This window comes from Apibacter sp. B3546 (assembly GCF_009827885.1).
Lineage (GTDB): Bacteria > Bacteroidota > Bacteroidia > Flavobacteriales > Weeksellaceae > Apibacter.
In genome coordinates this window covers 1-13,731 of the sequence record NZ_WINW01000029.1, presented here as the reverse complement: position 1 = coordinate 13,731, position 13,731 = coordinate 1, and the positions used below count along the sequence as shown (strand labels likewise).

Genomic DNA, 13,731 nt, shown 5'->3' with positions numbered 1-13,731 from the left:
CACTTTACCTATGATTCTTATATATGTTCCTGAAATCAATGAAAGAATTAAGTATATTTTTACTTTTATTTTCGAACAAATTTTGGGAATTTCTTTCCGGCTTACAGATTGCGTTATTCTCTTCAATAAAGAAACTTTGCCTAAATTTTCTTATTCATTTTCAATAGTAAAAAACGAAATTCATTATTCGGCTTGTAATTTATTATTTGAAACGGATATTAAAACACAAAACTTAAGGGAAGTTTTAAAAGACCCTTTTGCAACTGCTTTTTTTTTACTTTCAAGATATGAAGAATATTTGCCGTATCAAAAAGATATTCATCATCGATTCTCATACAAAGCATCATCAATTAAAAATAAGATTGATCCGTTAGTTCCATGGATTGACACCTTTGCTTATAAACTATTGAGTCAACTAAAAAAAAACTTTCCTTCACTCAATTATAAAGCTCGAAAGTTTACCTGTTTAAATACCATAGATATAGATCATGCTTGGTTATATAAAAATAAATTTTGGTTAAAAAAATGTAATGCATTAGGAAAAAATATTTTAACTTTTCGATGGAAAGATTTTCATCAACAAATTTTAGTTTTATCAGGATTAAAATCGGACCCATATTACATTTATCCTTATATACAAAAATTAAAAATACCTACCATTTATTTTATTTCTTTTGGATTAGGAAGTCAATGGGATACTAATCATGACCCTAAAAATTCAGCTTACCAAGAATTGATACTACAATTATTTAATCAAGAATATACTACTATAGGTCTTCATCCCAGTTATTTTTCCAATAAAGATTTCACAATCTTGAAAAAGGAAAAATTAGCATTGGAAAAACTTGTAAAACAAAAAATTACCATTTCCAGACAGCATTTTATAAAACTTCATTTACCCGAAACTTACAACAACTTGATCCGATTAAATATTACAGCAGATTTTTCCATGGGTTTTCAAGATCATATCGGTTTCAGAGCAGGGACTTGTACCCCTTTTTATTGGTTTGATTTGAAAAATAATCAAATTACAAAATTAAAAGTTTATCCTTTCTGCGTGATGGATGTTACGCTTAAAAATTACATGCAACTATCTATTGAGGATGCTGAAAATAAGCTACTAAATTTATTGCATGCCGTAAAAAAAGTAAACGGAACTTTTATATCTATTTTCCATAATGACAGCTTATCTAATCATGGAGAATGGAAGCTATGGAAAAACGTATATGAAAAATTGATTCGTAAAGCCTATGATCTTTAGATACAATCATAAAACCATTGATAAAACAAAATATTCCGCATGTTTGGATCAATGCCTCAATTACAGAATTTATGCAGAACTGTGGTATTTAAACATTGTTTCTCCCAATGGTTATGATATTTTGGTATTAAACGATTATGAAGCTGTAATGCCTATCCCTTATCAAAAAAAATGGGGATTTAAATTAGTTATTCAACCTATTTTTTGTCAACAATTAGGCATATTTTATAAAGAAATCATATCCGCTAATACCTTCCATCTTTTTATATCTTTCTTAAAAAAATATAAAGTCAGAAGCTATTGTTTTAACGAAGAAAACACCCCATATTTACCTTCCCACTATGTAAAGAGAGATAATCAAATATTGAATTTAAATCGTGAATATTCAACTCTTGTGACTAATTATAATGCAAACAAAAAAAGGGTCCTTAAAAATTATTTATTATCCAATAGCAAAATTGAAGAAAAATATACGGGATCAATTGTATCAGAAAAACCAAGTAATCTGCTCAATAGAATTCTGTCAGCCTCACAGCTCAATATCTTAAACACACTTTTACAAGAATTAAATCGACAAAAAGTGTTAAAACAATATACCCTTTATAATAAAGATAATATTCCTACAGTCTATGTATGGCTTATTATTTCCAAAGGAAGGATCATAAATTTACTGTCAGTAAGAGACAAAGAGTTAGAAATTAAAAATTCGTATGCCTATATGATTGATTTATTGATTAAAAATTATTCCGATCAAAAATTAATTTTAGATTTTGAAGGTTCTATGATACCGGGAATAGCCCATTTCAATAAAAGTTTCGGAGCAGCGACTAATCATTATTTGTTATACAAAAATTTAAAATGGATGGATAATTTGAGCAGCTTAACTATTTTTAAAACTTCTCGTTAACTTTCCTTTTATTAGTGTATTCATTAACCTATTTTTGATAGAGTTGATTTCTCTAAACTTAAAAATATCACCATAAAAAAATGGTTTGAAATTTCAAACCATTTATTATATTATACTATCTAAAAACTCTTTTATTTAATTGGTATTGGCTAGTAAACCGGCACGTTTAAGTAAGGCCTCCGATTGAGGTCTTCTACCCCGAAAACTTATATATAATTCCATAGGATCTTCAGTCCCGCCTTTACTTAATAAACTTTCAAATTTAGAAGCTGTTTCTTTATCAAAAATTCCTCTTTCTTTAAAGTAATCAAAAGCATCAGCGTCTAAAACTTCAGCCCATTTATAGGAATAATAACCAGCAGCATATCCCCCTTGAAATATATGTGAAAAAGATGTACTTATACATGTATTTTTGATATGAGGATACAATTGGGTTTCTTTAATCTTTTCTACTTCAAAATCTTCAATCCCTTGATCTGATGTCAACTCATCGGTATGATAGGCCATATCCAAAAGACCTAAGCCAATTTGTCGAAGAGTTTGATATCCTTGCATAAAGTTAGCAGATGCAACTATTTTATCAATTTTCTCCTCATTCAGCATATCACCTTTTTGGTAATGAAGGGCAAAAGTTTTTAAAAATTCCTTTTCAAAAACATAGTTTTCCATAAATTGAGACGGTAGTTCAACAAAATCCCAATAAACATTCGTACCAGATAATGATTCAAAGGTTGTATTAGCTAAAATACCGTGTAATGCATGGCCAAATTCATGAAATAACGTGGTAACTTCACTAAATGTCAATAAAGAAGGTATTTCTCCGTTAGGACGTGAAAAATTACAAACTATCGAAATATGCGGCCTGATATTATCACTTAAAGTTTTAAATTGCCCCTTATAAGAAGTCATCCATGCTCCTGCCCTTTTCCCTTCTCTGGGAAAAAAGTCGGTATATAACAATGCCTGATGTTTTCCTTTATCATTGATCACTTCATACACTTTAACTTCCGAATGATATTTTTGTATATCTTCTCTTTCAATAAAAGTCAACCCGTATAATTTTTTAGCTACATCAAATGCGGCATTCAAAACCTGATGCAACGGAAAATAAGGTTTTAGTTCTTCTTCTGAAAATGAAAATTTTTCTTGTCTTAATTTTTCAGCATAAAAGGCATGATCATAAGGCATCATTTCAGTTATTCCGTCTCGTGAAGCTATATTTTTTAAGTCTTGAATTTCTTTTTTAGCAAATGGCTTAGCTTTATGCAACAAATCATATAAAAAATCATATACAAGTTTAGGTGCAGAAGCCATTCTTTCTTGCAAAATTAAATCGGCATAAGTTTTAAAACCTAATAATTTAGCTTTCTTGCTCCGTAATTCAACAATTTTATGAATAATATCTTCATTATTATACTCATTATCTTTACATGCTCGTTGCATATAAGCAGTATAAATTTCCTTGCGTAACTCTCGATTTGCCGAATACGTTATAAAAGGCACATAGCTGGGATAATGTAACGTGAAAACCCAACCTTTCAAATTTCTATTTTCCGCTTCTTGTTTTGCCATTTCTTTAATGGATTCCGGAATTCCTTCCATATCCTTACTTTCAGATATATGAAGAAAGTAATCATTGGTTTCTTTTAAAACGTTTTGGCCAAACTTAACGGATAAAATTGCTAATTCATTAGATATTTGTCGAAGATTATTTTTATCCTCCGAAGATAACAAGGCTCCATTTTTTGAGAAATCCTTATACGTTTTATCTAAAAGTCGTACCTCTTCTTGGCTTAATTTTGATTTTAAGGTTGTATCGTAAACGATTTTTATTTTTTCAAATAATTGTTCATTCAGTATGATGTCATTTGCATATTCAGTTAGCATAGGAGATATTTCCTCCGCTAAACTTTGCAAATAATCATTAGTTTCTGCTGAATTTAAATTAAAAAAAGTAGAGGAAATTATGGTAAGTTTTTTTCCGACATTTTCTAAAGCAACTATGGTATTTACAAAATTAGGTGGATCTGTATTTTGAACAATTTCGTTAATTTCGTTCTTAGCATCTTCAATTGCCTGTTCAATCGCTGGTTTAAAATCTTCATGTTTAATGTTTTCGAAAGGAATGCTTTCGTAAGGCGTATTAAATTTTTCCACTAAATTATTACTCATAATTTTTTTGTAAGTATATTCTATCGAATAAAGTTTCCCCTATATACAGTCTATATATTTAATTTATATGTGATTAAAATTATTCAAATTTACTAATATCCATTGATTCTCCAATGGACAAAAAAGTTAACCGTTTTTCTTCGGCTAAGAATAAATGTTTAATCTTATCCTTATTAACTTTTATGGCAGGAAAAGTATCATAATGAGAAGCTATAGCATTTTTTGTTTTAACAAATTTTGCTGCAATAACAGCATCATATCCACCCATCGTATAAGTGTTACCAATAGGTAATATAGCCACGTTAATATATCCATAGATAAATGGAAGTAATTTCATGTCTGTAGTTAGAGCAGTATCACCGGCTACATAAATTACTTTTCCATCCATTTTCATCAAGAAACCACAAGCTAAACCGCCATAGGATCCATCGGGAAAAGAGGAACTGTGGGACGCCGATACCATTTTAATTTTACCAAAATCAAATTTCTTAACTCCTCCTATATTCATGGGTATAACATTTAAACCTAATTTTTCATAGTGAGCAGTAATTTCCGGATTAGCCAATACTTGGGAATTATTATTTTTAGCGATAGTTTCAACATCTAAAATATGATCATAATGGGCGTGAGTCAAAAAAATATAATCTGCTTTAATTCCATTTATATCTATATCTTTTGCTAATTCATTCCCCGAAATAAATGGATCAATTAAGATTGTTGCTGATGAGGTTTTAAAACCAAAACATGCATGTCCGTAATATATAATTTCCATGACTTTATCCTTTAATATTTAATGTTCTTCAAATGTAATAAATAATAATTATCTTTGAAAAAAATTAAGCAAAAATCATTATATATGAAAAGACTCTTTCCGATATTATTTTTACTTTTTATTTCAATCGTTACTTATGCACAACAAGTTGAATTTGGAGCCAAAGCCGGAATGGCTTTCGGTTATAAAGGAACTTTAAAGCAAACTGTAACCAATATTAAAGAAAGTAAAGCCACAGATAATATCGGATGGCATGCGGGTTTTTTTAGTCGAATAAAATTTTTGGAATGGTTTATCCAACCCGAGATTTATTTTTCTTCCATGAAAACTAATTTCGATTATAGGAACGATGGTGAATTTACAGCACATTCCAACCGATTGGATATCCCTATTTTGTTTGGATCTAAATTTTTAGAAGTTACCCGATTGTATGCCGGCCCTGTTTTTTCCACTTCTTTAAATGAAGATGTTTCCTTAAAAGGAATAAGAAAAACAAAAACAGATGATTTTTCACTTGCCGGTCAAGTAGGAGGAGGTTTTGACTTAGCTAAGCTCACTTTTGATGTGCGTTATGAATTCGGATTTAATAAAAGTCAAACAAATTTTATAAAGAAGCGTACCGGTGAAGCATTTAAATTGGAGAAAAGACAAAATTCTCTGGTATTAAGTGTCGGATATAAATTTTAAGGCAAAACGTATTTCTTATTTTAGTGCCCATTATTATGATTTAACTGATATGAAAAAATTATCTCTTTTATTATTTTTATCTTTTTTAGCTCTTTCAATTTTTTCATGCAGAGATGATTATAATTATGATTCTGCTTCTAAACCGCTTCGTTTTTCTAAAGATACGGTTATGCTGGATACTGTATTTTCAACGGTTCGATCAGAAACCTATGTACTTAAAGTTTATAACCAACAAAACGATGATGTTGTAATTCCGAGGATTTATCTTAAAAAAGGCTCGTCCTCTCAATTTAAAATTAATGTAGACGGAACTCCCGGCAATGCAACCAATCAAAATAGTTTTCAAAACATACCTATACGGTCTAAAGATAGTTTATTCATTTTTATTGAAGTTACTCCTCAAGCCATTAATGCATCCGAAGCGTTAGCAGATGAGGACTTATTGTTTACCACCGTCGGATCTACACAAAAAGTTAAGTTACTTTCTTTAATTGAAGATGCAGAATTTTACTATTCTAAATCAGGGACTAAAGAAATAGCAAAAGATCTGGCTTGGAACAATACTAAATCCAAAGTTATTTATGGAAATTTAAAAATTACGAATGGTGCCAAGTTATCCGTGTCGGAAGGAACCAAAATATACCTTCATAAGAATGCAAATATAATTATTGATTCGGGCAGCCAACTTACTATAGACGGTTCTTTGGAACATGAAGTATTAATTCGAGGAGATCGACACGAAACCAAATACGATTCACTTCCGGGTAATTGGAATCAAATTCATCTCGCTACCAATGCCTCCGCAACAATTAACCATTTAGTTATAAAAGGGGGTAATAATGCATTTTATTTAGAGGAAAATGCTCATTTGAACATCTTCAATTCCAAAATTTATAATTTTTTGTATGGAGGAATCTACTCTGTGGGAGGAAATGTGGAGGGTAAGAATCTTGCCATAAATAATTGTGGCACTTCCGATCTTATAGCAGAATATGGTGGAAACTATGATTTCACTCATTGTACTTTTGCCAATTATTGGAATTTAAATGCTGGTGCAGGATATTCTGCCTATTTATCTAATGCTTATCAGAAATCAGGACAAACAAAATACAATTCGCTTACGGCTTCTTTTAAAAATTGTATTTTCTGGATTAAAAATTATAACAGCTTATATTTAGATAAAAATGAGCATGCCCCTTTTAATTATATTTTTGATACTAATCTGATTAAAAATACTTCCAATAATTTATCTATAGAAACGGACAAACATTTTGTAAATACCATTCTTAATAAAGATCCTGAATTTTATAAAACAGGATATTCGGATTGTTTACTTCTTCTTAACATAGGTTCTCCAGCTTTAGGTAAAGGCAATTTAAGTTATGCAAAGGAGGTTCCTGAAGATATGAACGGTATATCGAGAATTAAAGATCCTGCTTTAGGAGCATATCAATGATTTAAAATTATATTTAAATCAGAATTTATAAATTAATGGAATGGCCGGATTATTTTTCAAAACAATTTTACATGGAAACCTTCAGGAAAATTTAAAAGGCTTAATAAAACTATCGATTAGCTTTTAAATATCTTTAAGTAAAACTCCGCTTTCATGCTTATAAATCATATTTCGTATTTCTAAAGTCTTATCCCAAATATTTTTAATATCTCCTTCCATATCGATCTTGAAGTTTTCAGATCCATATTGATCCAATTTATTGAAAAAATAATTTATCGTAATGTGATTGATATCGATTCCGGGAATATACGCAACCTCCATGTCATTTTCTGTTAGTGTTTCTACAATTAATCCTACTTGTAATAAATAGTATAAAGAATCACTAGTTAATCGGGTGGGTATTTTATAAGTTTCAGATAATTCATCTGCCGTGTAGGGCTTTTCGCCAGCTTCAAATCGTTTTATGATGAGTGTAGTGATCATTAAAAGTATAAAATCCTTATATCTTCTGCTTATGTTGCTAATATCTTTTTCAAAACTAAACTTATTTACATTTTGATAGGAAAAAGATAATTGAACCCCGAACAAGCAAATAAACCAGCTCAATTGCAGCCACAGCATTAACAAAGGCAATGCGGCAAAACTCCCGTAAATAGCATTATATTTTGCTATCCAAAATTGTCCGGATATATACAGCATTTGAAAGATTTGAAAACAACTCCCGCTCACTATACCTGCTAAAAAGGCAGCACTAAATTTGACTTTTGTATTAGGAATGTAAATATATATAAATGTAAAAAGTAAGATGATTATAACGTAGGGAATAAACTTTATGATCGGACTAATGACCATACCGATTATATTGATATTGGTGGTTGAGTTCAAAAAAATTGACAATCCGGCATTGCAAATTAAAAATAAGGGAGCTATAAGAATTAAGGCTAAATAATCCGTAAATTGTCGAGAAAATTTCCTTCCTTTTTTAATTCTCCAAATAGTATTAAAATTATCTTCAATACTTACTAATAAAGTTATAACCGTGTAAAAGAGAATGATTATTCCTAAACCTAAAAATACGCCACCTTGAGCATAATCAATCGAACCGTCTATAAATTGCATAGCCTTGGAAAGAGCAACTTTCTGACCCGTAAAATATTGAAACAGTTGTGTTTCCACTAAATTTTGAAAACCAAATCCACGGGCTATAGCAAATAATACTGCCAATAAAGGCACTATAGACAAAAGAGAATTATATGTTAAGGCGGCTGCACGAGTATTGATCTGTGAGCCATTACTATTTCTAAAAGTTAATAAAAAAGCTTTGGTAATATTGATGAAAAAAGTTTTTATATGAGGACCATCGCTTCCGTTCACCCGCCATATATCATAGGTTAAAAAATGTATAATATTTTTGATTTTTTCCTTTATCTTAGAATACATAAGATATTTTTCAAATTATTATTAAAAGATACAAACATGATACCTACTAGCTTTAAATAAGAAAAAATTTACTTTATAATAGTTTATTATCCTTAACTCTTATGCTTTATAATTTAAATGAAGAAATTTTTGAGTGGAAGGTGATATTTTGAAACGATCATCTAAACGAAACCCTACCAACCAAATAATTTCTCCTGAATTATTACATAAAACCAATACTTTCTCTTTTTGAAAATTAGATACCTTATGATCCTTTAAAAATTTACTTACCTTCTTTTTACCTAATCCATTAATAGGGTAAAAAAAATCCCCTTCCTTCCAATTTCTTAAAACCAAAGGAAATTCAACTTTTTCAAAGTCAACACTTTCCCCTTCCTTAAATATAGCTTTATCAACTATACAACAAGTAAATTCAAACGGTTGCTTACATATCCACGGAACCGATGGAATTAAAAAATTGACAGTTGAAAATTCCGTTATACTTCTATTAGCTAACAACAATGTTCCCCTATCCACCCAAGCTTTATACTCTTGTGATTCAAATAAACTTCCTGTATGAGCATTTAAGATATTTTCACAATCTTTTTTATTAGTAAAACCATATTTGGAAAGTAAATGGTAAGATAAAAGAAAATCAGCTTGTAGGAGTTTCTCTAATGAATAAGCCTTCACCCCTGCCTCAGTAAAAACTTCTGCTTTTTTTTGTAATTCTTGCACCTGTGATTCTAAAAAAGATTGAGTTTCATGTAAAATACTCATACTTTTTTCTACTTGATGTAAAAAACCGGGTGATATATCTTGAAATTCAGGAATAACCTGATGACGAATTTTATTTCTCAAATAATCCAACGTTTGATTGGAAGCATCTTCTCTCCAAGTGATTGAATGATTCAAAGCAAAATTAACGATTTCATTTCGGGTAAAAGGCAATAAAGGTCTTACAATATAATTTGCAATCATTTGCATTCCCGATAGTCCCTTAATGCCTGAACCTCTCAATAGATTTATAAAAAAAGTTTCTACATTATCATTAAGATGGTGTGCAGTAACAAGATAATCAAAAGAGTGCTTTTTTATTAATTCTTGAAAATAATCATACCTTAAGTTCCTGGCAACCATTTCAATAGATTCTCTATTTTTCTTAATTTTTAAGGTATCAAAGGTTTTAACGAAAAGCTCAATATCATGACCATCACAAAAGTCCTTTACTAATTTTTCGTCTAAATCTGAATCCTCCCCTCTAAGCCGGAAATTACAATGAACAACACTAAAACGGTAAGGAGAATTATAAAATAAATGCAACAATACCATACTATCGACTCCTCCACTAACTGCTAATAAATATTTTTTTTCAACAGGTAAGTTACTCAATGAATCCGTTAACCTCATACGTTTTATTTATCCGAAAAAATTGGTAAATATCAGAATTTTAATTTTTAACAAAGATAACTGAAAAAATTTTTGAGTAAAACCTTTCATTAAGCACAATCTTTGCTATCACTATAAATTGTACAATAAAATGCTAAAATAATATAAATACCTAGATTTATTTACTTTAGAATGATTATAAATAACAAAATTATCTATAAAATTAAAAATCTATTATGAAAATTGGTTTATTTATTCCATGTTATATTGATGCTATTTACCCGGAAGTAGGAATAGCAACGTTGGAATTATTAGAAAAATTAGGGTTGGATGTAGAATATCCAATGGAGCAAACTTGTTGCGGCCAACCCATGTCCAATGAGGGCGATTACAAAAGTGCAGAAACTGCACAAAAATTATTTATTCAAAATTTTAAGGATTATGAGTACATCGTTGGTCCTGCCGGAAGTTGTGTAAAGCAAGTCCGTTTACATTTTGATAATTTAGACCAAACCGATGAGGTAAAGCAAGTGAGAAAAAATACCTATGAATTGGTTGAGTTTTTACACGATATCCTACAAGTAAAAAGTTTTCCGGGTGTTGAATTCAAACATAAAGTTGCTCTACACAATAGTTGCAGCTCTATCCGAGGATTGGGTATTGCCAAACCTTCGGAAATCATAGGAACTCCCTATAATAAATCTGCTGATTTATTAAAAATGATTGATGGACTGGAAATAGCAGAGATGAGCAGACCGGACGAATGTTGCGGTTTTGGAGGCACTTTTTGTGTAACTGATGAAGTAGTGAGCGGAAAAATGGGTAAAGACAAAATTTCAGATTACGTAACTAGTGGAGCAGAATATGTAGTTTCTCCCGATATGTCTTGCTTAATGCACCAAAAGGGAGTTGCTTTAAAAAATGGAATCACCCATTTACCTTTTCTTCATATTGCCCAAGTTCTTAACGGAGGACCATTTTAAACTTTGAAAATGAAAAAGAAGATTGTCAACATTGAAAAAAATTCTGCTGATTTTATAAATCAAGATAACATACACGAAAAGGAACACGATAAAAATCTTTGGAATGCCCGAGTAAAAAGAGATCGAATAGCCCAATCCATACCGGAATGGGAAGAACTTAAGGATTTAGCATCTAAAATAAAGGAACACACTTTGTCTAACCTGGACGAATATGTATCCACTTTTGCAGAAAATGCCTCCAAAAGAGGTGCAGTGGTTCACTGGGCTAGAGACGCGCAGGAACATAACGAAATCGTTTATAATATCTTACAAGAAAGAAAAGTAACTGAAATTATAAAAAGTAAATCCATGCTTCAAGAAGAGTGTGAAATGACAAGCTTTTTAGAATCTAAGGGAATTGAGGTTACCGAGTCTGATTTGGGCGAAAGAATACAGCAGCTTTCTCATCAACCACCGGCTCATATTGTTATGCCCGCTATTGAAAAAACCACGGAAGATATCGCCCAACTCTTTGCGAAAACCATTGGTACTGATCCTAATGATACGGATCCGCATTCTTTAAACGAAGCGATGAGGAATAATGCCAGACCTAAATTTTTACGAGCAGGGGCAGGAATGACCGGTGCCAATTTCGCCATAGCTGAAACAGGAACTTTTGTTGTCTGCACTAATGAAGGTAATGCGGATATTGGAGCAGCCGTACCTCCTCTTCATATTGCTAGCATAGGTATTGAAAAAATAATTCCAAAGGTGGAAGATTTAGGAATTTTTATACGCCTCTTATCCAGGAGTGCATTAGGAACACCGGCAACCCAATATACTTCGCATTTCACCGGACCTCGAAAAAATGGAGAACTTCATATTATTATAACTGATAATGGAAGATCTACCCGTTTAGGCATGGAAGATTTTTGGACTTCTCTTAAATGTATCCGTTGCGGCGCATGTATGAATACTTGTCCGGTTTACAGAAGAAGTGGTGGATTATCTTATGAATCAACCTATTCCGGTCCGATAGGAATTATATTAAGCCCGACTTTCGATCTAGAAAAATATAAAGAGCTTCCGTATCATTCCACTTTATGCGGCTCATGTTCAGATGTTTGCCCCGTAAAAATTGACATATCCGATCAAATCTACAAATGGAGGAAATTGGTTGTCGACAAAGGATATATGCCTTCAAATCGAAAATATGCGCTGAAAGCAGCCGGTGCTGTTTTAGGTCATCCGCATCTATTTAGAACAACGGAAGCTTTTGCAGAAAAAGCACTGCCCTTAGTGCCCGATTTTCTTATATACAGCAGTTTAAATCCATGGACTCAAGAACGTAAAATGTTTTCCATGGCAAAAAATACATTTAGAGATTGGTATATTAAAAACAGAAAAGAAAAAAATGATAAGTACTAAAGAACATATATTAGAAGCTATTCGTAAAAATAAGCCTCAAGGAACACAATATCCCTATCCTGTCATTCCTTCATTTCCCAAAAGCACAAAAGATATTGTGGAAGAATTTAAGGAAAATTTAATCTTAAATGCCGGTACTTGCTTCACCATAAATTCCATTGAGGAGGGCGAAAACAAAATTAAAGAATTACATCCGCAAGCTAAAGTAATTTGTTCTTCTGCCATCGAATTTCCGGGAAATAAAGATTTATCCAAAGTAACTGATCCTCATCAATTGGATGATGTGGATGTTGGAATTATTCGTGCGGAATTTGGTGTTTCAGAAAACGGTATGGTCTGGTTGACGGAAAAAGGTATGATGGTTACCTCTTTAGGTTTTCTTTCTCAACATTTAATTATTTTGTTAAAGCCGCAAGATATAGTCAGAGACATGTATGAAGCGTATGCGAGAATAAATCTTCGTGATAATAATTACGGTTGTTTTATGTTAGGTCCTTCTGCTACAGCTGATATAGGGGCTGTTATGGTTAGAGGAGCACAAGGAGCCAGAAGCTTATCGGTATTTTTTATGTAGTTTTATACGTTACCGAAATATAAACAAGTGAAAAGTAAAAAAGAGGAGAAAATTAATTTCTCCTCTTTTAAATTCTATCCTATTTTTATTGGATTATAACTTTTCTGTTTACTTCAAAATCATTTCCCATTACTTTTATTATGTAACTACCTGATTTTTGAATAGTAATCGTCAATAAATCGCTGTTATAGGAATTGACAACGGTTTGTAATAAAATTCCGTTTAAAGAAAAAACCATCACTTTTTTAATTGCGGATTTATAATCGTTGGATTTTATATAAACAGTTCCCGAAGAAAGAGTAGGATAAATTTCTAAAAAATCTCTGGGTTGATATTCAAAACTTTCCACTTTTAAATTATTCCCCCAAACCATTTCCACCCACTCGGGATGGTCTATATAGGGATTACGATTTTTTTGTTTACTATAAATAGCTTCATTCATGGCTATTTCTCGGTCACTGACAGGATCCATTACATGCCAAGTCAGCAATATATTTCTAAAGGTATCGGTAAACACTTGATTTTTTGTTCTATTAAACATATCAAAACTCCAAGAACTAATTTCATCTTCATATCGGGTTGCAAAATAAAAGAATGCTCGAGCTATATCGCCCTTAAATTCATCAATGGGTTCAAAAACGATTCCTCTCTGCTAATAAACCCGCTTAAATAGCGGGTTTTGTTGTGTTTACGCGGTTTATAGC

12 protein-coding genes are annotated in these 13,731 nt (G+C 31.4%); 7 read left to right on the top strand and 5 right to left on the bottom strand.

Annotated features, from left to right (window positions below):
- The first annotated feature begins 10 nt into the window (after window positions 1-10).
- Window positions 11-1,261 carry a polysaccharide deacetylase family protein gene (locus GFU93_RS04830; RefSeq protein ID WP_160567681.1) on the top strand — a complete coding sequence of 417 codons (1,251 nt, stop codon included), beginning with the start codon at window positions 11-13 and terminating at the stop codon, window positions 1,259-1,261.
- A complete protein-coding gene (locus GFU93_RS04825; protein ID WP_160567679.1) occupies window positions 1,251-2,168 on the top strand; it encodes a hypothetical protein in 918 nt (305 codons plus the stop codon). Before GFU93_RS04830 ends, GFU93_RS04825 begins: the two co-directional genes overlap by 11 nt.
- A 135-nt stretch (window positions 2,169-2,303) precedes the next feature.
- Here GFU93_RS04825 and GFU93_RS04820 read toward each other — a convergent pair whose 3' ends face one another.
- Both GFU93_RS04820 and GFU93_RS04815 read right to left on the bottom strand, forming a co-directional pair.
- Window positions 2,304-4,340, bottom strand: a complete 2,037-nt coding sequence (locus GFU93_RS04820) for a M3 family metallopeptidase (protein WP_160567677.1) — start codon at window positions 4,338-4,340, stop codon at window positions 2,304-2,306.
- A gap of 79 nt (window positions 4,341-4,419) precedes the next feature.
- Window positions 4,420-5,112 carry a metal-dependent hydrolase gene (locus tag GFU93_RS04815; protein WP_160567676.1) on the bottom strand — a complete coding sequence of 231 codons (693 nt, stop codon included), beginning with the start codon at window positions 5,110-5,112 and terminating at the stop codon, window positions 4,420-4,422.
- An 84-nt stretch (window positions 5,113-5,196) separates the two neighbouring features.
- On the opposite strand from GFU93_RS04815, the gene GFU93_RS04810 reads away from it, so the two are divergent.
- Window positions 5,197-5,799 (top strand): outer membrane beta-barrel protein, encoded by a 603-nt coding sequence (locus GFU93_RS04810; RefSeq protein WP_160567674.1) that lies wholly within the window; start codon window positions 5,197-5,199, stop codon window positions 5,797-5,799.
- Window positions 5,800-5,848: 49 nt separating this feature from the next.
- Window positions 5,849-7,255: a hypothetical protein gene (locus GFU93_RS04805; RefSeq protein WP_160567672.1), complete on the top strand. Its 1,407-nt coding sequence runs from the start codon at window positions 5,849-5,851 to the stop codon at window positions 7,253-7,255.
- A gap of 123 nt (window positions 7,256-7,378) precedes the next feature.
- Here the strand turns inward: GFU93_RS04805 and GFU93_RS04800 are convergent, their stop codons facing one another.
- Both GFU93_RS04800 and tilS read right to left on the bottom strand, forming a co-directional pair.
- Entirely contained in the window at window positions 7,379-8,695 is a 1,317-nt protein-coding gene (locus tag GFU93_RS04800; RefSeq protein WP_160567670.1) for a YihY/virulence factor BrkB family protein, read from the bottom strand.
- 99 nt (window positions 8,696-8,794) lie between these two features.
- Window positions 8,795-10,084, bottom strand: a complete 1,290-nt coding sequence (gene tilS, locus GFU93_RS04795; RefSeq protein WP_160567668.1) for a tRNA lysidine(34) synthetase TilS — start codon at window positions 10,082-10,084, stop codon at window positions 8,795-8,797.
- 215 nt (window positions 10,085-10,299) lie between these two features.
- On the opposite strand from tilS, the gene GFU93_RS04790 reads away from it, so the two are divergent.
- The 3 genes from GFU93_RS04790 to GFU93_RS04780 are packed head-to-tail and all read left to right on the top strand — an operon-like array spanning window position 10,300 to window position 13,027.
- Entirely contained in the window at window positions 10,300-11,046 is a 747-nt protein-coding gene (locus tag GFU93_RS04790; protein ID WP_160567666.1) for a (Fe-S)-binding protein, read from the top strand.
- Between the two features lie 9 nt (window positions 11,047-11,055).
- Window positions 11,056-12,453: a lactate utilization protein B gene (locus tag GFU93_RS04785; RefSeq protein ID WP_160567664.1), complete on the top strand. Its 1,398-nt coding sequence runs from the start codon at window positions 11,056-11,058 to the stop codon at window positions 12,451-12,453.
- A complete protein-coding gene (locus GFU93_RS04780; RefSeq protein WP_185150488.1) occupies window positions 12,440-13,027 on the top strand; it encodes an LUD domain-containing protein in 588 nt (195 codons plus the stop codon). The genes GFU93_RS04785 and GFU93_RS04780 overlap by 14 nt, the downstream gene beginning before the upstream one ends.
- Window positions 13,028-13,112: 85 nt before the next feature.
- Here GFU93_RS04780 and GFU93_RS10200 read toward each other — a convergent pair whose 3' ends face one another.
- The gene (locus GFU93_RS10200) at window positions 13,113-13,634 is read right to left on the bottom strand and encodes an endonuclease (RefSeq protein WP_370456877.1); all 522 of its coding nucleotides are present in this window, start codon (window positions 13,632-13,634) and stop codon (window positions 13,113-13,115) included.
- Window positions 13,635-13,731 lie beyond the last annotated feature (97 nt).